This is a genomic window from Lysobacter sp. SCRH-1R (assembly GCF_057747855.1).
This window is the reverse complement of sequence record NZ_CM173227.1, coordinates 1,558,866-1,579,515: the sequence shown is the minus strand read 5'-3', so window position 1 is coordinate 1,579,515 and position 20,650 is coordinate 1,558,866. Positions and strand designations below refer to the sequence as shown.

Annotated in this window: 12 protein-coding genes and 1 pseudogene; 3 read left to right on the top strand and 10 right to left on the bottom strand. The window is 59.1% G+C overall.

Going from position 1 to position 20,650, the window contains the following annotated elements:
• Positions 1 to 156 precede the first annotated feature (156 nt).
• The gene (locus tag AC3ANK_RS07205; RefSeq protein ID WP_484172567.1) at positions 157 to 1,371 is read left to right on the top strand and encodes a tyrosine-type recombinase/integrase; all 1,215 of its coding nucleotides are present in this window, start codon (positions 157 to 159) and stop codon (positions 1,369 to 1,371) included.
• A gap of 83 nt (positions 1,372 to 1,454) precedes the next feature.
• Here AC3ANK_RS07205 and AC3ANK_RS07200 read toward each other — a convergent pair whose 3' ends face one another.
• The 8 genes from AC3ANK_RS07200 to AC3ANK_RS07165 form a co-directional block, all read right to left on the bottom strand.
• A complete protein-coding gene (locus AC3ANK_RS07200) occupies positions 1,455 to 2,639 on the bottom strand; it encodes a hypothetical protein (protein ID WP_484172566.1) in 1,185 nt (394 codons plus the stop codon).
• 12 nt (positions 2,640 to 2,651) lie between these two features.
• Positions 2,652 to 5,393, bottom strand: coding sequence for a DEAD/DEAH box helicase (locus AC3ANK_RS07195; RefSeq protein WP_484172565.1), 2,742 nt, complete (start codon positions 5,391 to 5,393; stop codon positions 2,652 to 2,654).
• The gene (locus AC3ANK_RS07190; protein ID WP_484172564.1) at positions 5,393 to 7,084 is read right to left on the bottom strand and encodes a site-specific DNA-methyltransferase; all 1,692 of its coding nucleotides are present in this window, start codon (positions 7,082 to 7,084) and stop codon (positions 5,393 to 5,395) included. Before AC3ANK_RS07190 ends, AC3ANK_RS07195 begins: the two co-directional genes overlap by 1 nt.
• 10 nt (positions 7,085 to 7,094) lie before the next feature.
• Positions 7,095 to 8,861 carry an AIPR family protein gene (locus AC3ANK_RS07185; RefSeq protein WP_484172563.1) on the bottom strand — a complete coding sequence of 589 codons (1,767 nt, stop codon included), beginning with the start codon at positions 8,859 to 8,861 and terminating at the stop codon, positions 7,095 to 7,097.
• A gap of 25 nt (positions 8,862 to 8,886) precedes the next feature.
• Entirely contained in the window at positions 8,887 to 11,973 is a 3,087-nt protein-coding gene (locus tag AC3ANK_RS07180) for a TrlF family AAA-like ATPase (protein ID WP_484172562.1), read from the bottom strand.
• Positions 11,970 to 14,858, bottom strand: coding sequence for an SNF2-related protein (locus tag AC3ANK_RS07175; RefSeq protein WP_484172561.1), 2,889 nt, complete (start codon positions 14,856 to 14,858; stop codon positions 11,970 to 11,972). Before AC3ANK_RS07175 ends, AC3ANK_RS07180 begins: the two co-directional genes overlap by 4 nt.
• A 163-nt stretch (positions 14,859 to 15,021) precedes the next feature.
• A complete protein-coding gene (locus AC3ANK_RS07170) occupies positions 15,022 to 16,311 on the bottom strand; it encodes a YagK/YfjJ domain-containing protein (protein ID WP_484172560.1) in 1,290 nt (429 codons plus the stop codon).
• Between the two features lie 127 nt (positions 16,312 to 16,438).
• Positions 16,439 to 16,633 (bottom strand): helix-turn-helix transcriptional regulator, encoded by a 195-nt coding sequence (locus AC3ANK_RS07165; protein WP_484172559.1) that lies wholly within the window; start codon positions 16,631 to 16,633, stop codon positions 16,439 to 16,441.
• 377 nt (positions 16,634 to 17,010) lie between these two features.
• On the opposite strand from AC3ANK_RS07165, the gene AC3ANK_RS07160 reads away from it, so the two are divergent.
• Positions 17,011 to 17,367 carry a hypothetical protein gene (locus AC3ANK_RS07160; protein WP_484172558.1) on the top strand — a complete coding sequence of 119 codons (357 nt, stop codon included), beginning with the start codon at positions 17,011 to 17,013 and terminating at the stop codon, positions 17,365 to 17,367.
• Between the two features lie 8 nt (positions 17,368 to 17,375).
• Entirely contained in the window at positions 17,376 to 18,791 is a 1,416-nt protein-coding gene (locus AC3ANK_RS07155) for a DUF3987 domain-containing protein (RefSeq protein ID WP_484172557.1), read from the top strand.
• A 120-nt stretch (positions 18,792 to 18,911) separates the two neighbouring features.
• On the opposite strand, the pseudogene AC3ANK_RS07150 reads toward AC3ANK_RS07155, so the two are convergent.
• A pseudogene (locus AC3ANK_RS07150) lies at positions 18,912 to 19,276 on the bottom strand (JAB domain-containing protein).
• A 453-nt stretch (positions 19,277 to 19,729) separates the two neighbouring features.
• The gene (locus AC3ANK_RS07145) at positions 19,730 to 20,647 is read right to left on the bottom strand and encodes a recombination directionality factor (RefSeq protein ID WP_484172556.1); all 918 of its coding nucleotides are present in this window, start codon (positions 20,645 to 20,647) and stop codon (positions 19,730 to 19,732) included.
• Positions 20,648 to 20,650: the final 3 nt, after the last annotated feature.

Here is a 20,650-nt window from a genome sequence, read left to right as displayed (position 1 = left end):
CAGAGAAATCCAAAAGCCCCGCAAAAGACCCCGCGAGAGCGGGGTTTTTTATTGCAATACCGTCCAAAGCCGTCTAGTTGAATCCGGGGGCATGCGGGGGCATGATTGGGGGCATGGGCGCCCTTCCAGGGTTGTGCCCAATTCTGGGGGCATGGCATGGCGAAGGAATCAGGCAAGCTCACGGCGCTAGCAGTGAAGAATGCGAAGCTAGGCAAGCATTTCGACGGCAGTGGCTTGTATGTCGAAGTAACTGCCGGCGGATCGCGCCTGTGGCGCATGAAGTACCGCTACGCCGGCAAGGAAAAGCGTTTAGCCTTCGGTGCGTTCCCTGAGGTGAGCATCGCCGAAGCGCGTGACAGAGCCGCCAAGGCGCGCGCACTGCTAAGGGACGGCATTGACCCTAGCGCAGCCAAGGCCGAAAAGACAGCAGCCGCCAAGCGCATAGCCGGCTCGGCCTTCCCTGGCGTGGCGACGGCATGGCTTGCAAAGATGAAACCCGGCTGGGCGGATGAGACGCACCGGAAGGCGGCCTACGTGATCGACACTTATCTATCCCCCGCCCTGCGCCGGCAGTCCGTTACCACGTTGACGACGAAACAGGCAGCCGACGCGCTGGCCGGCATTCCCCCTTCCCTGGCCGCTAAGGCGCGGGGCTATCTTGGGCAAATCGTGAACTACGCCATTCACGAAGGGCTTCGCGAAGATGGCCGACTGCTGTCCCTGCGCGGCGTACTACCCAAGGCCGAGAAGGGCCATATTCCTGCCGCTGTGGACCTGGCCGATGTGCGCAAGTTGGTGAGGGCCGTCGCTGATTACCCGATCGCCGTCACGCGGGCGGCACTGACCGCAGCCATGCTAACAGCGCAACGCCCCGGCACGGTGGCGCGAATGGAATGGGCCGAAGTCGATTTGGACGTCGGCGAGTGGGCTATTCCCGCGGCCAAGATGAAGACTCGGCACGCGCATATCGTTCCCTTGCCCATGCAGGCCGTGGAAGCGCTGCGCGGAATGCAGGCCTACACCGACGGCAAGCAATTCGTATTCCCCGCCCTATATCAGCAGACGACACCACACCTTCACCGCGACGCGCTAAGCAACGCCCTTCGCAAAATGGGTTTTGCAGGCAAGCATGCGACGCATGGCTTTCGGGGCATGTTTCGCACTGTCGCACGCGAACGGCTGAACATCCCGGTGGATGTGCTGGAAGCGCAACTCGCGCACGCCAAGAAAGACGAAATCCAGAAGGCCTATGACCGCACCCAGTTCCTGGACGAGCGCCGCAAGGCCGTGCAGAAGTGGGCAGACTATCTGGATGCCTTGCGGGCGGATATCGGCGAAAAGGTAGTGACGATTAATCGCAAGGCAGCATGACCGTAGGCAAGGACACACCCTCAACTGAGAACTCGGCGGCGTCGGCCTCCTATTCGGGGCCGACTGGAGACTTCTACCGCGGCCTATTTGCTAACAATTGGCCGCACTCTCTTGGCCCTAGACCCTAAGGATGCGGCTTCGTCCTCCGTGATCTGCGCTCCGCTAATGAGATACACGAGGTCACCCACTTCTAAGCCAGCGAATTTGTTCTTCGCGAGCATCTCAGCAAGAGTCAACGCCGTTGCATCCGGATATTTGCGTAGAACCTTGACCCACCAGTCTGCGATGGCAAGAACGAATGAGAGTCCCTTGCTGATAAAGGGAAACTTGTAATCGTCTCCAATCGTCCAATCATCGAGATCCTCAAGGACGAACTCTCCCCGGCCTTTGCTGCCAATGGCTCTATCGACCTCAGACCAGACAAACTTCGTTGCCGTTCGGATACTCTTGTAGCGGAAGGTGCCTTTCGGCGCATTCTCCTTCAGCCACTCGCTAACGTTATCTTTAGACACCGACTTTCGGTGATTATGAGCGTACGCAGCCTGGAACATCCAATAGATTCCTGGCATCTGCTCCTTGTGTAAGAAGGGATATTCGATCAACTGGCGACCCAGCCGCGCTTCGTATTTCAGCGCCTCGAAGTCGGATGAAGCAACGTACAAATCGCTTTCGCGAATCTCGATCTGGATTGCAAGCTTCTCGGGGGAAGGCGAGCTCAACGCCAAATCTTGTCTCTTCTTGTGGACGATGAAGGCGCGGTCGAACTCGAATTTCGTCAATTTTGCAGTTTCAATCCGAAGCGGTCTCCTAATGGAATATCCACCACGCGTTTTACCGGTTTCCTCGTAGGGGCACGGAATCAAAAAACCCGTGCCAGAAAAGCTCGACACATGGCACGATCGTGACACAACGATCTCTGCAAGCGCTGCATCCCCGAGGCGAAGAAAGGCAGCCTCCTCCACAAATCCTGCGTAAGGAAGAGAATCAATCTCCTCCTCGCCGCATGCCCGAGATCTGACAAAGTCTGCCAGCGCCTCACCTTCAAGCAGTAGCGCTTCCGCTCGTAGAAAGGCTGCGTAAGGAACGGAATTTCCCTTCTCTCCTGCTTTAATGGGGGCCTTGTAATAGCGATACACAATCTCGCTATCTCTCCGGACCTTGATGTAGACAGCCACATCCTTCCTTAACAGAAACTCGATTGGCTTTTCCGGTGAGGCCATCACTTGAGACCAATCGACCGCCGACACGGGCAACATTCCTTCAGACACGCTTTGCTCCCGTCAGGACACGACTTTCTGCTCGAACCGCAAGTAACCTGTCAGCGTCGTGCTCTCAACGATCTCGTCATGCGGGATCAGCAGGTACTTCCAGGGCTTTCCGCCCACCTTCACCGCATGATCGGAGGCGTGCTTGCACCAGCGCGCAGCTGCTTCGGCTTTGGCTTTGACGTCTACAGCCTGCAGGTCGTTACGGCTCTTGGTTTCAACCATGAGAATCGCTGAATCGCTCTCCGCCACGAAGTCAGGGACATATTCCGGCTGCTCCGTGCCCAACTTGTAGTAGATCTGGAACTGCCCCTTCGCGGGCTTGAACCACTTCAGCGCGTCCCGTTCGAGGATGATCGAGAAGCGGCGCTCGGTGTCCGAGTCGAACTTCTGCAACGGATACAGACACTTGGAGAAGCCGCCGAACAGCATCTGCTTGATGCGGCCAACGTCATCGACGGTCTCACGATAGTGTCGCGGCGCCTGTCCTGCCGTAGCGGTGTAGTTGCATGGCTTAAGTTCGGTGAATCCGCGGCTGACATGGACCTCAAATTCGGTCGCATCTTCGAAGAAGTGCGCCATCATCTGCGCGCGGATTTCCTTCGCGATAAGGCGGCGATCTCGGTCCAACACATTGACGACTTCCGATTCAGAGAGGTAGCCATTTAAGTGCTGCACCATCTGGCCCGCTAGGTCGTATAGCAGGTCGGCATGGGTGAAATAGTCAATATCGTCGAAGTCGATCAGTGCGTGGACGATGTAGTCCTCAGACCGCTGCTCCTTCAGGCCGATCTCGGCTGCCAACGTGAACTGCTCGTTCGTGTGCAAGTTCTGCCCGACGATTTCGCGTTCGCCAGGCTGCAGATGGAGCTGGCTCACGTCCAGGGTGAATGGCCGGAAGCCCGTTGTAACCTCACCCTTCGGTACTACTGCGATACGCGGAATGTCGATGGTCTGCTGAACCACTACTTCGGTGGCCTTCGCAACCAAGGCGGTCAGATCGATAGCCGACGTCTGATCGTCCGCGCCCTTCAGCAGGTCATCCTGCTTCGGCTTCAGCAGTTCAGCGACTTTCTCTTGAATCTCCTTCTGGATGTCCGCGTTGAGCAATGCACCGCTGGTCGGCACCAGGTCGGGCCTGACCTCGTACGTGCCTACGACCTCCATGACCGCCCGAGCTACCTGCTTCTCTGCTTCAGTGGTGAATACGAGTACTGGTGACGGCGCGGCGCCGCTGCCATTGGTGGCTGCCGATGCCGGATGGGCCGGAGGCGTGGTCGCAAGCCCCATTCGTGTGGCCGCTCCCGACTCAATCTGCACGCTGATCTTCTTATCGTCTGCGCTCGGCGCATCGAGGATGACCTGCTTCAGACGGATCGGGGAGTCGCCGCGGTTCGCCTCGTCGATGATCTCCTGGAACTTGTCGTGCATGACGATGTTCAAGCGATCCACGGACGCGACGCCCGTGCGTTTGCCGTACGGCAGTCGCAGGCCACGCCCGATGGACTGTTCGATCAAGGTGCGGGCATTAGCCGCGCGCAGCGGAACGATGGTGTAGAGGTTGGTTACGTCCCAGCCTTCCTTCAGCATGTTGACGTGAATCACGATCTCGGTCGGCTCGTCCACGCTCTCCACGGCTAGCAGGCGCGTGATCATCTCTTCTTCCTCCGCGCCGGTACGGCTGGAATCGACCTGAATCACCTTGCCCTGGTAGCGCCCCTCGTAGAAGGCTTCCGATTCCAGAAGGGCCAAGAGCTGCCCCGCGTGCGTGGTATCGCGGGCGATGACGAGCATGAAGGGCTTAACCGGCTTGACGCCGTTCTCGCGGGCGTAGGTGAGCAGCTCGACCTTGGTCGTCTCGTGCAGGCGCACACCGTCTTCCAGTTTCGTCTTCTCGATCTCCTCGGGCGTGTGCGCCTTGGCGTTGAAGTTGCGCTGGGTGACCACGGCAGGCTCCTTGACGAAGCCATCCTCCATCGCCCGCGCCAGCGGGTAGTCCATCACCACGTTCTTGAACGGCACCGGCCCACGGCTGGACTCGACGAACGGCGTCGCCGTCACTTCCAGACCAAATAGCGGCTTGAGCTCGTTGATAGAACGCACCCCGGCGCTGGCCCGGTAACGGTGCGATTCGTCCATCAGCAGCACGAGGTCAGTCAGGTTCGCCAGATGGTTGAAGTAACTGTCGCCCAGCACTTCCCTCATCCGCTTGATGCGCGGCTCCTTGCCGCCGCGCACCTCGGAGTTGATCTTGGAGATGTTGAAGATGTTGATGCGCACGTCGTGAGCAAACCCCATCGACTGTTCATCCACCGCCGCGCCGGTCTGGTCGTAGTTGTCGCCGGTGATGATCAGCGGCGGCTGTTGCGCGAACTCGGCGATCCCCTTGAACACGTACTTCGGCGTGTTGCGCGTGAAGTCCGTGATGAGCTTGTTGTAGATCGTCAGGTTAGGCGCCAGCACGAAGAAGTTGTTGATGCCGTGCGCTAGATGCAGGTAAGCAATGAAGGCCCCCATCAGGCGGGTCTTGCCCACGCCCGTGGCCAGCGCGAAGCACAGCGATGGAAATTCGCGCTCGAACTCCTCCAGCGTGCTGAACTCGGCCCTCAGCGTGGAGAGAATGGCCGAGACATCGCGCTCGCGACCCAAGAGTTCGGGCGCGGCATCGAGCGCGCGAACCAGCTTGGTGAGAGATTCCGCCTGGGGCGGACGAAGAGACAAACGACCGGTGACGGCGTGCAGGACGCGGGCGTTCATTATTCGTTCTCCCCAAACAGGCCACCCTGTCCCGCATTGGCGAGGGCCGCTTTCTTGCTCTTGGTGTTCTTGACACCGCCAAGGGCCGAAGGCTCCTCAATCTCCGCCATCGGCAGGTTGGTCACATTCAGGCTGTAGTCGTCACGGCCCCAATGGCAGCGGGCCAGCACCATCTTCGGAATCTTCTTCAACGTCAGATTCGGCCAGCGCTCCGTCGCTTTGGCCGCCGTGACTCCGTGGAAGGCGGCGCAGCACACCAGCAGGCTCCGCTCCGGGCTGACTTCATCGGACAGCGCCTGCAACTGTTCCGCGGATAGGTTCTGCGTGGTGACATAGATGAAATCGCGCTCGCTGGAGTGCCCGTGCTGCCACCAGTGTGTTTCCGATGGCGCGTAGTTGAAGCCTTCCAGTTTGGCCAACGCCTCGGCCAGTTGCGCAGCGTTGTATTCGGGATTGATGACCGCGTTGCCCCAGCGGTCGTTGACGATCAGGCTGGGGGCAAGGCGGTAGTAACGGAAGCCGCCGCCGCCCTGCCAAGCAGTGCTTTCCGTGACACCGCCCTTGTCTTCGCCATCAATCACCTTCTTGAGACGCGGGATGATGTGGGTGTGGCAGTGCTCGCCCAGCTCCACCATGATCCAGCGGCGACCCATTTTGTGCGCGACGGCGCCGGTCGTGCCAGAGCCAGCAAAAGAATCGAGAACTAGGTCGTCAGGGTTGGTGGCTATGTGAAGAATGCGCTGTATCAAGCGTTCTGGCTTGGGCGTAGCAAACGCATTGTCCTTGCCAAATAGAACATGCATCTCCTTCTTCGCCTCATCGTTATGACCAACTTCGTCATGAGGCCACCACGTCCAGGGAACCATGCCCTCGACCTCATCAAGAAACCGAATTATGTTGGGCTGCCCATTGCCATCTTTACCGAAGTAAATTCTTCCTTCGGCCAACAGCCTGCGGAATTCAGGCTCAATTGTTGACCAGCATCGCCCTTCCGGTGGCACATGTACTGCCCCACCTGGAGCGACTATCTCGTACATCTGATTCGCCCGATAGCCTTGCGCAGTCATGGGAATCGCGCGCCAGCGCCCCCGGGGATGATTGTTTGGATTCTTGTAAATCTTGGCCTGTGCTTCGGTTATTGGAACCCGATTGCGAACCTGCTTGAAGCGATCAGCATTCTTCGCATAGACCATCACATAGTCGTGAGCATCGCCTATCGCTTCACGGTTCTCACGGGAGTACCGCTTCTGCCATACGTTTGACGCAATGAACGCAGTCCTCCCGAATATCTCATCGCACAAGACCTTCAGGTAGTGGGCCTCGTTGTCATCAATAGTTATCCACAGCGAACCATCCTCCGACAGTAGCCGCCGTATGATTTCCAGCCGGTCCCGCATCAGCCCCAGCCAGATGGAATGCTCAAGTCCGTCGTCGTAGTGCGTGAACGCGCTACCCGTGTTGTATGGCGGATCGATGAAAACGCACTTCACCTTGCCGGAGAACTCTTGCTCCAATGCTTTCAGTGCAAGAAGGTTGTCACCGAATAGCAGCCGGTTGTCGAAGATGTCGTTGTCCGTCACGCGATGCTTGGCGTGATACGACTTCTCTGGATCTTCGAGCAGGATGCGCGGCTCCAGCTTGGGCCGCTTCTCCTTGCCGATCCAGGTAAGCTCTAGTTTTTGTTTGCTCATGACATCGCTCTCATAATTGTGGCGCGCGGCTCGACAGGTAGTCGACCAGGCGCTTTCGCGGATACGCATCCGCTGCATTCTGGATATTGCGTAGTGGCGCTATGGCCGGATCGGCACCCAGCGCAAAGTGTGTTTCCATCAGGTCGGCCAGGAAGGCCACGACGTTGCCCTGGTTGCGGAAGTAAGCCAGCGGCCCCTCAAGAACGAGTCGTTGCTGGCCGAGGTCGAAAACCTGCTGCCGAAGCTGATCGAACGGCTGGCTGATCAGTGCGGGAGTCAGCGCCGTGTCGATGACGTCTGCCGCGCCGATGCGGTTGCGCAGGCGCTTCATCATGATCGCCGTGATTACGTGCACGCCATGACGGTAGATCAGGCGTTCCTGGCTGCGCGCTGGGGCCTTCTGTTCGTAGTCCACCACGAGGGCGCGAAGCGCGCGGTGGCACAGGACCGCATTGACCAGCGTCACGCCCGGTAGCGCGACAGTGAACAGCGACTGGTACTCGGCGGAATCGGGGTTGGCGAGCCGCACCGGTTCGCTCTTGAGCCACACGACGTAGCGTGGGTCGTTTTGTTGCGAGGCCAGTGCCCGCAGAGCCTCATCGAGCGTGATGGCCTTGGGGCCGGTCGCGAGGGCCTCGGGGCGATAGTGGTAATCGAAGCCGAGGTGGGCGATCTCCTGCCGCAGCCTCTCTTGGTTCTCGTCCAGCGAGGCGAAGTTCGCGGTCTGTACCGGGTTCTGGTGGTTACGAGCCTTGGTCACGCTCTTTCTAAACTGGCCGTCCGCCGATGCCTTGATCAAAGTAAGCATCACCTTGGCGTCATCGATGCTCTCGCCCGGATGCTGGCGCACGAATTCGGCAGCCGACGCCACCGTTTGCGCGCCGTTGATGATGGACAGACCGCGCACCTTGAACTTCTTGACGCCATTCTTGTTGGCCTTCGGCTCGATCAGATCGCAGACGGCCGTGACGCCATTGTTCAAGTAGAAGAAGTCCGCCGGGGAGTCATGCAAGGTCGTCTTGATGGCCTTGTTGACATCGGACTTGCTGCTGCCGAGGAAGTAGCGGATGTTGCGCTCGTACAGGGCCTTGCCGTGCGTCTGATGCAGTGCCACCAAGTCCGCCAGCCGCGTGACACCGTAGTACGTGGCACGCGGGCTTTCGACTTTCGCGTGCTTCTGCAGCGCGACATCCGTGTTCACGGGTTGGTAGGCCTGTTCCGCCAGCAGGTCGCGGGCAATTTCGGTCGCCGTGTAGTACTCCACCCGCTTGACCAGCCGCTCTTCGTCTAGGTCTTCGTCGTCGAGCAGCGCCTGCAAGGCGTCGCGGGCCGTTTGCGATATACCATCGCCCGTGTAGGGCACGACTAGTTTGATGTGGCTGCACGCATCGAGTGCGCCCTCGATGTCGGCCTTCCGATTCTGGACATTCCCGTTGAACGCCGCGAAGTCCTGTTTGAGCAACAGGCGAATACCCTCACAGAACGGCAGTGCATCCTCCTGCTTGAACTGCTCGGATTCCTTCAGCTTGGTTTGCAGCAGGTACAGCGTCTCTGACGACGCGTGATAGTGGATCGCATCGATGCCTTTGTCGTTGAAATCGTCAACGACCGACGCGGCCGCCGCCTGCGGCGTAATGTCGAGCAGCTTGTGGAGGACGAAGGCGCTGAAGGCGCGCGAAAGCTGCTTCGCCGCCTGATCGGTGGGATTGGCGTTGCCGAGCAACGGCGGCAGGAACGGCACGAAGCGGGCGGCGAGCGCCTGCTTCAGGATGGCCAAGTACTGAGGTTCGAGAGCTGGCATGTCAATGGTACTTCCCGGATCGGTTTACGAATGCGGGCTTCGTACCTTCAAGTACGGTCACGACGGCGCCGTTGAGCCCCGTGTTTTCGATCGCCCCCGAGTCATAGTCGATGGTGGAGTCCGATGCTCGATCGAACCTCGCATGGATGATCTGCTCTGCATCGCACACGACCGCCAAATTGGGGTTATGTGTGACCATGATGATCTGCCGCTGCTTCTTGGCTTCCGACAGAACCGGCACGAGCAGGCGGAACACCGTCTCGTTATCAAGGTTCTCTTCCGGCTGGTCCAGGATGATGGGCGTCTTTCCCTTGTCCACCAGCAGGTAGAAAATCAACAATAGTGCACCACGCTGCCCGGGAGAGAGTTGCTCGATCTGCGTGTCTTGGAACAGCAAGGAGTACCGCGGCTCAAGAAAGTTCAGCCCGAAAATCAGGTCATACACTGCCGCTGCGGACTGTCCCTTCTTCACCAAGTTGAAGATCCCAGCAGGCGACCCGGAAGCTCTAGCGGCTTCCACGATCTTTCCCTGCAAGGCGCCAACGAAGGCCAACGCCCCGTCTCTGGTGTTCAAGTCATGACGGTCGAACAGCTTTCGGATTGTCGAAGGAGCCTCGTCCTGCCCACGAAATTCACCCCAGGTCTGCTTTATCAGCGCGAACAACTGATCCGAGATGGCATCCGCTGACGCCGCAAGAGTCGCCTGGAACTGCAACCTGTAGTCTTCCCGTATCAGGCCGTTCTTCTGGATCAAGTCCTGGACAGGTTTGAACAGTTCCGCACGCGCTGTTCGCTGGGCATCGAGGGTGTCGAATATTTCACCCGACAACTGCAATCGCTTTGCTTCCAACTCCTTGAGCTGGTCAGGCAGCGCTTCGATCTGCTTAATACGGGTCTCTAGGCCAACCTTCGACTCCGGCTCAGTGGGTGAGCCGATCAGTTCATCCCGCTTCCTGTTCCATTCGGCAAGCTGACGCTGGTAAGACTCGAACTGTTGCTGAGGCGCGTTCAGCTTCGAGGTGAACCCTTGCTGCGTCTCCGCGTAGGTCTTCAGGTTCTCAGCCAGCTGCTCGGACTCGGCCTTCAACTCCCCCTGCTTCGTCGCGAGTTCAGCTGATCTCTTGTCGAGAGCACTTGTCTTGATATCGATGGCTGCAAGATCGGACCAGGCGAACCCAAGCAGCTTGAGGTCATCGGACACTGTACTCTGTGCTTGATCAAAGGTCCGCTGGAGCAATCTCAACTGCTCACGAATGTTGGTTACCGCCTTCTGCCGCTTGGCTAGTTCGGTTGTCTCCCCGGCGATCTCTAGCGTGCGCTTTTTCGCAGCTTCTATCTGCTGACTCGCCGCTGCCAAGCCCTCCGCAGCCTGCTTTTGCTCGGGGCCCAACGCCTCTGTGGGCGCGGCAACCTCCGCTGGCTTTAGCTTGTCGTGTTCTTCAATCTGCTTGCCCTTCAGCAGAAGCAAATCGGTGAGCTTCTTCAGCTCTATGGGCTGAAGCTGCTCCTCGATACGCACGATTGATGCGTTGGCCGAAGCCAGTTCCTTGCGATACTCGCCCAAGCGGTTCCTGAGCGACTGCTCCTGCTGCTCCGTCAGTTGATCGAAGTCGAGTGCGCCCAACCGCATGTCTTCACTCGTGTGAGAGAAGATCACCGACCGCAGTTCCTTCTCGAAAGCATCCGACTTGCCCGACACATGCTCGTTGCAAAGTTCCTCGAAGTAGTGCTGTGGAATGTAGCGAACAAGCTCTGCCTTCTCTTCGGATGGAAGCTCATTGAGAGGTCGGGCTTCGGTACTCTCGTCGCACCAGGTCAGCGTCCCGGTGAAGTGTCGTGCGGGTTCGCCGGTCTTCCCTAGGAAGCGGTCCCGCCGGAGAAAGCTGAAGTGCTTGGACTGTCTGGAATTACCAAGCGTCGCGATAACATCGGCCAACGCGCTTTTCCCGCTTCCCTTATTCCCGATGATGGCAACAAGGTCGGGGTTCAAGGGGATGTCGCAGCCGTGGAGCCATTGCCCTACGCCGGCCTTGTCGCCTGTCTTGGTGATTTCAATGGATTCGATGTAGTAGGTCTTGTTGGACTCGACTTCCAGCACCTTAGGTGGTTTGTCACCAATGTAGGAGCGTTTCGCCGGCTCAAGAATGGCTTGTTTGAGGCCACGGAACGTTGGGTCGGCCTTGATCCACGTCTTCTTGCCAGAGGGGAAGTCGCCATAACCCCGCTTATCGTCGTTGCCTGCGACTCCAACAAAACAATGTGCATCACTTCCAGCAACCACCAGCCTAGGGATTCCTTTCAATCCATGCTTGAAGTTGTCGATCCATGCATGGTTTGCCGGAGTCTTCTCGCATAAGAAGGCCGTTCTCAGTTCCAGATTCCGCGACTCGAAGATAGGTGAGGATTCGAATAGCCCGAGGAAGTACGAGTAATGTTGTTCCCACTTCACCTCGGTGAGTCCGTCGCTCGTATCGTAAGGCATGAACCCAATTGCCAGTCCATCCGGGACACTTGAGATGGCTTGCTTGTAGCTCTCGGTCTTTACTTCCGCCAACTTGTAGCCGGCCAACAGTGCATCTGCGTAGTCACTATCGACTACATCCTTCTTGTGCCCCTTCTTTGCCAACATATCGGCGGCAGTTGCGCGCGCCAGATCGACAAGGGCTTCTTTGGAAATAGACCGATCCAGGCGCTCAATTTTGAGGTTTGCTAGGAAATCCTTTAGATGCTGATCGGAGATTTCGTCTGAGAAAATGACATGGGCGTTGAGCCGTCTTTCAGTGGGTGCGGAAAGTCGCAACTCAATTCCGGGAAAGACCTTCTTTGTTAGCTTCGGCGCGTTCGCCTCAGAGAGACGCTGTTTCAGTGCAAACCAGCCATCGAAGGTCCAGTAGTCCATGATGGCGAACACAGCGGGTTCAGCCTTGTTCAAGGCTTCGATCATTTCATCGACGAGCCCCGTGGTTTGGGCAGATGACAGATCGCCGTCAAACTTCTGTCCTTGCCAGTGGAATGAGGCAGGCGTGTGGACATGCAGGTCCCATTGCCGCCAAAGTGCTCCTCTCGCAAGTTCTCTCTTCGTCGTCATGTCAACTCCCACTCGACAGTGAACAGCGTGCGCTCCTCGACCTGCTGGTGGAGTTGCACTTCAAGCTGGCTGATCAGGTCATTGCGCTGCGCTTCGACTTCGTCCTGCCGGGCAAACAGCTCGCGGCGCAGCTTGCTGCGCTTGCCTTCCAGTTCGCGCTGCTTCTTCTGCCATGACAGCTTCTCTTCCAGCGTCGGCGAGGTCGCGGCAGTTCGGCGCACCTCCTTGATCTCGCGGTCGATCTCCTTGATCTCTTGCTCCAGCCCCAGCTTCAGGTCGTCCGCCCAGGCATCCAGCTTCTGGACTTCCTGCTCGAAGTAGCCGAGGTTGCGCTCGTTGACGTCGTGCAGGAGTACGGTCTTGCGAGCCTCCACGTCGGCCAGCAAGGTGGTATCAGGGGCGCTGAACAGACTCGCCGCCTGCATGGTCGCGGGCAGGCGCAGCAGTTTCTCCGGGTCTTCTTCCACGAGCACAACGCCGTCGGTCGTGCCCGCGGCAACCAGCAGGTGTTGCTCCAGGTTGCCTAGTGTCTCGACCGAGACCAGCTTCACCGCGAGCCATCCGGCCTTGCCACGATAGGCTTCAAGCGTGCTGATCTTTGAACCGTAAGCGTTGTAGTCGAAGACGAGTCTCGCACCTTCGAGCGTTCGGCTCTTGGCTTGTTCCGCGAGCAAAACCGCAAGAGGATGACCAATGCGGAACAAATGTGCTTCACCCGAACGGCGTGGCAGCTCGTAGCGCCCTAAACTTACTCCTGCAATCGCAAGGTTATCGGGGCGCCGATGCAAGTTGAACCCTACATCGTCGAAGCTAGCCAGCCCTCCCAGTTCAGCACGAGCCATATCCATCAGCATCCGCTCGTAGCGACTACGGGCGTCCTTGCTGCCCTCGGCGCTAATGCGCAACTTTTCCTGCACCTGCTCGTCGAAGTTCTCCAGCAACGCCTGCCGCGTCTTGACCATGGCCTCGTTGATTTCGCCGGAAAGGTCGAGCTGCAGCTGCTCGAAACTGGCCTTGATCTCGTTTGTATCCCGGCAGTTTTGGTAGATGTCGGCAATGCGCCGCTCAAAATCCACACCAGATCCGATAGCGCCCAGCACCTCATCGCTTGCACCGAACACTCCATCGAACAGCTGGAACTTCTGCTCCAGTAGCTCATACACCCGGCGGTCGGCCTCGTTGCTGCGATCGACGAAATTGACCACCACCACGTCGAACTTCTGCCCGTATCGGTGGCATCGGCCGATACGCTGTTCAATGCGCTGCGGGTTCCAAGGCAGGTCATAGTTGATAACCAGCGAGCAGAACTGAAGGTTGATGCCTTCTGCGCCCGCTTCGGTGGCGATCATGATCGTGCCGCGTTCCTTGAAGTGCTCGACCAGGGCAGCGCGGGTGTCAGCGGTCTTGGATCCAGTAATGCGGTCGGTGCCTTCGTGGCGCTTCAGCCAGTCCTTGTAGATCGTCTGCGCCCGCGCATCGCTGTTGGTTCCGTTGAACTGGACGATGCCATCGCCGTAAGGCGTTTCAGCCAGCAACCCAAGCAGGTATTCCTGGGTGCGTTTGGATTCGGTAAAGATGATGGCTTTCTTGGCCGCACCCAACCGATCCAGCTCGGCGAAAGCCCGGCCTAGTGCGGTGAGAAGCGCCACGCCCTTGGAATTCTCGCGGATGTTGGTTGCCAGATCCTTGAAGCCGCGAAGCTCATCAATCTCCGAAGAAAGTGCGTCCCTCTCTTCTGGTGACAAGGACTCAGGCCTTTCGGATTCGCCGGCCGTATCCTCATCGCCACCTTCATCGGCCAGCTCGTCGAGTGCCTCGTAGTCCTCATCCAGTTCTTCGGCCAGGCCGACGACGGGAGCCTGGTCCAGCACGCCCTGCAAGCGATTGCTCATCGTTGCCAGCGCGCCCGCGATGGCATGGCTACTGGACGCCAGCAGTTTCCACAGGACCAATGAGATCAACTGACGCTGGCCTTGTGGCAACGCGTGGAGATTGGGCCTACGTAGATACTCGGCTACGAGCTGTCTCAGCTCCTGCTCTTCGGCCGATGGAGTGAATTCCTGCACGATGGCCTTGCGCGCCGTGTAGGAGACGTAGGCCTGCACCTGCTTACGGAGGGTGCGCTTGCAGACGGCGGTAAGGCGCTCGCGCAACGCTCCAAAGCTCTGCCCCTTGCCAGCCCCCGTGAACTGGGTGCGGAAGCTGTCCAGGTCGCCGAAGACACGGTCGTCGATGATGCTGATGAGGCCGTAGAGCTCCAGGAGCGAGTTCTGGAGAGGGGTGGCGGTCAGCAGCACCTTCGAGTGGACGTGGTCGAATGCGTCCTTCAAGGTCGCGGCGATGACGTTCCCTTTCTTGTAGACGTTTCGCAGGCGGTGCGCTTCATCCAGCACAACCAAGTCCCACGCGATTTCTTTGAGATCTTTGGACTTAGATTTGGCGAACTGGTAGGAGCAGATCACCGGCCCGGCAGCCGTCTGGAAGGGGTTCCGCCCCTCCTGCTTGCGGATGGCGTTGTAACTCTTGGCCTCCAGGATCAGGCTCTGCAGACCGAACTTGTCCTGCAATTCCTGGTGCCACTGCTTGCGCAGATTGGCCGGCACGACGATCAGGATCCTGCGCCGCCGTTCCGCCCAGCGTTGTGAGATGACCAGGCCAGCCTCGATGGTCTTGCCTAGACCGACCTCGTCCGCGAGAAGCACACCCCGCGACAGAGGATTGCGACAGGCGAACAGTGCGGCGTCCACCTGATGCGGGTTGAGATCGACCTGCGAATCCACCAGCGTGGGCGCCAATGACTCCACCGAATCGCCAGCCGTCCTGCGGGTTAACAGCCAAGCGACATATTGGCTTTGGTAGGGGGTCAGCGGCGTCTGTTGGGGCATAGTAGCGTTGCGGGCTCAGTCGTTAAGGTTCTTGAACGGGGATTTTAGGGCAAAGTCCCTGCCCCCATCCTGGTGGACCTAGCGACGGTAGCAAAAGCCGCCACAGCCCCTGAGACAGCTCTAGCCCGTGGAACGCAATTATGTTCCACGAGCCCCCCCCGACTTACCCTTCGCGCGTCGCCTGCCCGGGCCTCGGCTCGAAGCCCGGCGGGTACTTGCTGCGCTTCCCACCTAGCAAGCGCTGCACCAAGCCAATGCCGTCTCCGTTCTTACGGGGCGCGCCACGGCGATCGGCGTCGCCCGGCATCAGGCTTCGCCAGAAGTTCTTGACCTTGGCCTCGTCCGCCTTCAACTCGGAGTCCTGTTTGCTCATGTACCAGAGCGCGATGCGGAGACCGACCAGTTTTTCCGCATCGCCGACATGCGCGAGACCCAAGCCGTTGTAACGGTACCGGTCTTTCCTAGCGTAGCAATTGAAATAGCTGCCCCTATCCGCCCCAACTCGCGTGATCCAAGCTTCGCCCATGAGCTGAGTCAGGTAATAGGCATTGCGGTGCATGTGCCCGTCCAGGATCACCATCAGGTGGTGGTGCACCCCACGGCTGATGCCGTTCTCGCGCTTGATGATGAACCCAAGGTGGCCCGGCACGATGCGTCCCGAGCGCAACGCACGCAGATAGTTGGACATGGCCCTGCCAGCCGCCTTGCCGTAGCCCCAATCCTTGGCATCGGGGCGGAAGTACAGGTCGATGCGCAGGATCAACAGTCGCGAGTGACGTTCGAACAGCGCGGCCATGAAATCACGCCCGCTCCGGAAGTTACCCTCCGCCTTGCGCTCGTGGTCATGGAGAAGATTCTGAAACGCCTGGGAGCGGCATACACGGCGGACGAAATTCACCAGCTGATGCAGCTTTTCCACCGCTTCCGAGTCTGCCTCGCCCTCTACCAAGGCCCGCGAAGGGTTCCACCAACGGCAGATCGGCTGCCACCAGCGCATCACTGCCCGCAGCATCACCGCGACGACCGGATGGAACTTGTGATGGGCGTACGCCTGCTGCCAGTTGCGCCCCTCCTCCTCTTGTGACGAAAAGTACTTGCAGGCAGAAAGAATCTGCCTGCCCAGCTTGTTCATCTTGTACCCAAGCCGATTGGCCCAACGGACATACACAGATTCGACCGGCGGCTCATCTCCCGCCATGATGCGGGCATACAGCCTCTTCAGCTGCGGCATGAAACCGAGCAAGTGCTGGTCATCGGTGTTGTAGCCGAACACCTGCCCCCTAGCCGTCTGCTGGCACAGGAGGCTTTCCGCTGCGAACTCATGCCGGTATTCACGCCGGACGATCTCGACTACGGTTTGCCCCAGGTAGCTGTTGTACTCATCGCTACCGTGATCAAGGTTGTCGGACGGTTGCAGCTTGAGCATTGGATTGATGGTGGTATTGGTGTTCATTGCATTACATACAAAGCCGGAATTCAGGGCCGAGGGTTTGGCCTGGAAAGCCCTATATTAGAAATCTCGATTGCCTGCTAAGCTCGGGTGCTGACCCAACGTTGCCACGTGTCGAGATAGCGCAGCCTTAGAAGGCAATGCCGCGTTCGGCCACCCAACGAAAGACATCGCCCGAGCGCCAGCCAACAGCTCGCTCGCCCAACTTCCTCGGCGGTGGGAACTTGCCCTTATTGATGTAGAGATAGATCGTCGAGCGACCCAAGCCGGTGACTTCTTTGACCTGCTTCAGACGCAAGATGGTGTCCGTTGACTGGGCGCGCATCGCGGCCCTCCGTGTGACGCCACCAATCGTGGCGGTGCGCACTCTGCCAGCTAGGCTAGGCGCCCGCATTCTTTCCCCGGAAAGTTGGGAACTTTCCGGTTTTGGGCCCGCGCAGTGAAACGGCGCCCCAATGGTTAGACCGTCTAGACAAGCGGCAACAGTTGCCCGTCAGCTCCACAGCTCGGACTGCCGCCAGATTCTTCGGCAAAGGACATCTACGGGGTAACTCGACACAGTCCAGTAGCGTCCACACAACTGGGAACGCGTTCCGGAAGGACAGCGCCGACCACGGAACAGTTCGCAACTTTCCCCGGAAAGTTGGCGACAGTGCATCTCCAGGCGATATAAGTCGGCCTTTCACTACCACGGGAGCCGAAATGCCACCGAACGACACTTACGACGCTGATGCCTTGGCTGCGCTGGTGGAGGGCCTGGACAGCCTCGGCCTGGAAAGCACCGCCTTGTTGCGTGCCGCGAAACCGGCCATCCGCCGCGCCATCGAGCGCGGCGCAACCAGCGCAGCCATTCGCCAGGAAATCAATCGCTCCTCTGGCATCAAATTGTCACCTGGGCAATTTAGTCGCCTGCTGGAAGCGCCTGACGACGACGATTACGGAGCCACGACTCAAGGCGTATTCGCGCAAGCGTTGGCCGCACGCAACACGAAATCGAGATCGATTAGCGGCCCTCCTTCCGCTCGTCGTCATCCGTCCGACACCATGCCCATCCGGTAGGAGCCCCAATGTATCTCCGGCAATGCCCCTTCTGTCCGATCGACGCACTACCTGATCTGCTCTACAACGCGGCCTACGAAGTCCGTACCTTTGAGGATGGCGTTCCCGCCGAAGCCCTGTTGACCGATGCCATCGCAGCGTGCGTGGCAGCCGTACAGCGCTGCCATGATGTGCGGGGGCTCGACACCCGCACTATGCCCACGACGGTGAACACGGCTGCTCTCGTGCCTAGCGGTGTTGGCAAGGGGACCTCGTTTACTTTCTTCTTCCAGTCCATCAACGCCCATGCTACGGAGAAGGGTCTCCAAGCTATCGAAGCCAAAGACATGCAAGGGCAGGAAAGGACGAAGAACAAGGTGCAGGAACCGGATGGGTTGATTCTGCAGGAAGTAAGCTACCGCGCCTTGATGGAGTACCTGCACGGCACTAACCGCAATACGACCATTCAGCACGAAGACGGATGGAGCTTTCTGGATAGCGACTTGCTCAGGAAGTACATCGATAAGTTGACGCAGCTCTGGAGCGGCAATCCGCCGCTTAAGCATAAGGTCTACAGGACGGACCTGATTGCCGTTGGTGGCAGGTGTTCCATTGGGTTTCGGATACAGCCCAAGCTGTTTTATCCGTTCCTCAAGAAAACGGATAACGCCAGCTTCCACCAAGGCCTTTGGCCCCGGGCAATTGCGGCCTGTTACGACCCCGAGCGCTTTCAGACCCCCATGACCTTCATGCGCGCGCCCTGCTCCAGTGGAGGACTGGCGACCCTGACAGCTCGACTGGAGGAGCTGTTGGTCGAAGCGGATGATCGCCAGGCAGCGGGTGTGACCGAGCGGAAGATCGTCGTGCTCAGCAAGGAGGCGGCTGAGTTCATGCATGAACTCAAGTTCCGCATGAAGCAGTGGCGCCACACCGAGTATGCCGACATCGACGAAGCGGCGGCACGTGCGTGGGAAAACACGCTGCGCCTGGCTGCGATCTTCCACGTCATCTGCGTTGGCAAAGGCGAAATCCGCTTGGAGATGGTCGAACGCGCTTGGGCAGTCATAGCGTGGTCACTCAACCAGCATCGTCTGATCTTCGTCGAGGCCAATCGGCCACCGCCGAAGCCTATCCGGATGAAGCCCATGACGCCGCCAAAACTGCCGCTTCACCAGGAAAAGCTGAACGCCGACATGCAGTTCATGCTCGATGCCATCGCCGTTCGTGCCCCCGTCCACCCGAACGGCAAGACCCGCCTGGCCGAAGTCTCGTTGCTCTGCGGCTTTCACGAAGCACGCTTCCTGAAGGCCCTCGGGTGGCTGGTCGCGGGCCGCTACGTTGAGGTGGAGGGGACTGATGGGAATGCGAATGTCCGCCTGATGTCACACCATCCCGTGGGAATCTTTCCAGGATGCAGCCCGTCTTTGCCGACTGGCTACCTGTAACAAAAAAAAATGCACCCAGACAGGAAGGAGGAGCCGCAGCTCCTCCTTCGAAGTTCAGAGTGCAATCGCCCGTCGCCGTTGACCTAAGCGTCCTACCGGCCGGATCAAGACGCGGGCCGTCTATACCCAGCCACGCGCGGCCATAGTCAGAGTCTGATGCCCACCGACGATGATGTGGTCTAGCAACCGTACGTCGACCAGGGCCAATGCTTGCTTTAGCCGGGCGGTCAACACCTTGTCCGCTGCCGACGGCTCGACGGAACCGGACGGGTGATTATGCGCAACCACCACTGCCGACGCGTGTGTTGCAACGCCTGCTTCACCAGTTCGCGCGGATGGACCTCTGCGCCGTCGATAGTGCCGTAGAACAGCTCAGCGTACTCAATCAGCTGGTGCCGGCTGTCGAGCAATGCGGCCGCAAATACCTCGCGGTCGTAACCTGCCAACCTGTCGCGAAAGAACCCGCACGAGGTTGCCGGATCCATAAACGACATCCCACGCTGCATGCGCTTGTCGACTACTTCTCGCGCGGCTTCGAGGATTTGGTCGGCGCTGGCCTGAACATAACGACGGCGCCTGCTGCGTACGTATAACGATCGATCGGAACAAGATTCCGTCGGCATCAATGCTTTCCCCGTTGGGCTCGCCCGGGATGAAAAAAGATGGGCGCGTCGGCGCCCCATCCTCCCATTACCGGGCAGCGTTTCGTCACCATGTTAGGCGCGCGCCAAGTTATTGGCGGCACCCAGTCCGAGTTGCTGCTTGTCCAGCACCCCGTCCTCGACCTATTCCGGCGCGCTGGCGGGTAGCTCCACCGATTGCTTATCCGGGTCTGATCGGACGACAACTTCCAACTTGGGGCGATCCAGGAACTTTGCCGCGCCGTACAGCGCGAACCCATAAACCACGACCCCACCAATCACTCGAAACATCATTTCTCACCTCGTTGTTGTTGATCTCCCGCCCACGCAGGCGACCTTTTCCTGCAGCCGACGATGCAGACTTACAGTCTGTGCTTCCGCCTTCGTTCCTGCCTCGACTCCCGTTGCCCCCGCATCTGGATAGAACTCTTCGACCACAGCTGGCACGTCCTCCTCCAGTTCTTCGAAGGCGCCGTTAGCGAACCCCCGACGCGCCGCTTCGTCCAATGCGGCTTGGTCGAAGCCACAATCGCGCTGCTGCTTGTCCCGCTCTTGCGCCTGGACAATGGCCTGATCCAGCGTCATCCCCGTCCGCACGACCAGATCGACGTAGTAGATCGCCGCGCGGTAGCTCATCGTTGTGGACTTGCCGCGCAACTTGAGTTCCAACGGCATACAGGCCAGTCGTCGGCCGGAGGCGGCGCTGAAGTACTGCAGCCTGGCCGCCAGCGTGCGGATGGTGTTGAACGAGGTGGTTCGCAGCACGAAGCTGCCAAGCGCGTCGTCTTCGCCATCGCCGACCAGCACGTTGAAACGGGCGTAGGCCTTGCATTCGCCATCGGCGAACTTGCACGCATCCGGTCCGACGCATGGCAGGACCTCGATGCCATCGTTGCCGGCACGGCGGCAGGTATCGCCGTTGCCCACGCACACCGGCCGGCCGGTACTGCGATCGAACAGCGAGTAATCAGCTCGCAGATTCAAAGCCGGGTCGTTGAACAGCATCCGCACCGGGATCGTGCGCAGTTTCCCGCCAGCCTCCCGCTTCAATGCCTCGTCCAGCGGATGCAGCACCCAGCCGTCGCGGTTCTGCACTTGGCTGGTCAAGGTGAACTGGTCATCCTTCTCCGGCAGGCGCTTGCCGTTGCGCTCCACCACGCGACCAATAGAAATCCGCCCGACCACGGGCGGCGTAATCGCTAAGCCTTTCAGCATGTC

Bases quoted from the DNA above. Each gene is read 5' to 3' on its own strand.
- AC3ANK_RS07205 (WP_484172567.1), top strand. From the start codon at position 157: ATGGCGAAGGAATCAGGCAAGCTCACGGCGCTAGCAGTGAAGAATGCG.
- AC3ANK_RS07195 (WP_484172565.1), bottom strand. From the start codon at position 5,393: ATGAACGCCCGCGTCCTGCACGCCGTCACCGGTCGTTTGTCTCTTCGT.
- AC3ANK_RS07190 (WP_484172564.1), bottom strand. From the start codon at position 7,084: ATGAGCAAACAAAAACTAGAGCTTACCTGGATCGGCAAGGAGAAGCGG.
- AC3ANK_RS07180 (WP_484172562.1), bottom strand. From the start codon at position 11,973: ATGACGACGAAGAGAGAACTTGCGAGAGGAGCACTTTGGCGGCAATGG.
- AC3ANK_RS07175 (WP_484172561.1), bottom strand. From the start codon at position 14,858: ATGCCCCAACAGACGCCGCTGACCCCCTACCAAAGCCAATATGTCGCT.
- AC3ANK_RS07170 (WP_484172560.1), bottom strand. From the start codon at position 16,311: ATGAACACCAATACCACCATCAATCCAATGCTCAAGCTGCAACCGTCC.
- AC3ANK_RS07165 (WP_484172559.1), bottom strand. From the start codon at position 16,633: ATGCGCGCCCAGTCAACGGACACCATCTTGCGTCTGAAGCAGGTCAAA.
- AC3ANK_RS07160 (WP_484172558.1), top strand. From the start codon at position 17,011: ATGCCACCGAACGACACTTACGACGCTGATGCCTTGGCTGCGCTGGTG.
- AC3ANK_RS07155 (WP_484172557.1), top strand. From the start codon at position 17,376: ATGTATCTCCGGCAATGCCCCTTCTGTCCGATCGACGCACTACCTGAT.
- AC3ANK_RS07145 (WP_484172556.1), bottom strand. From the start codon at position 20,647: ATGCTGAAAGGCTTAGCGATTACGCCGCCCGTGGTCGGGCGGATTTCT.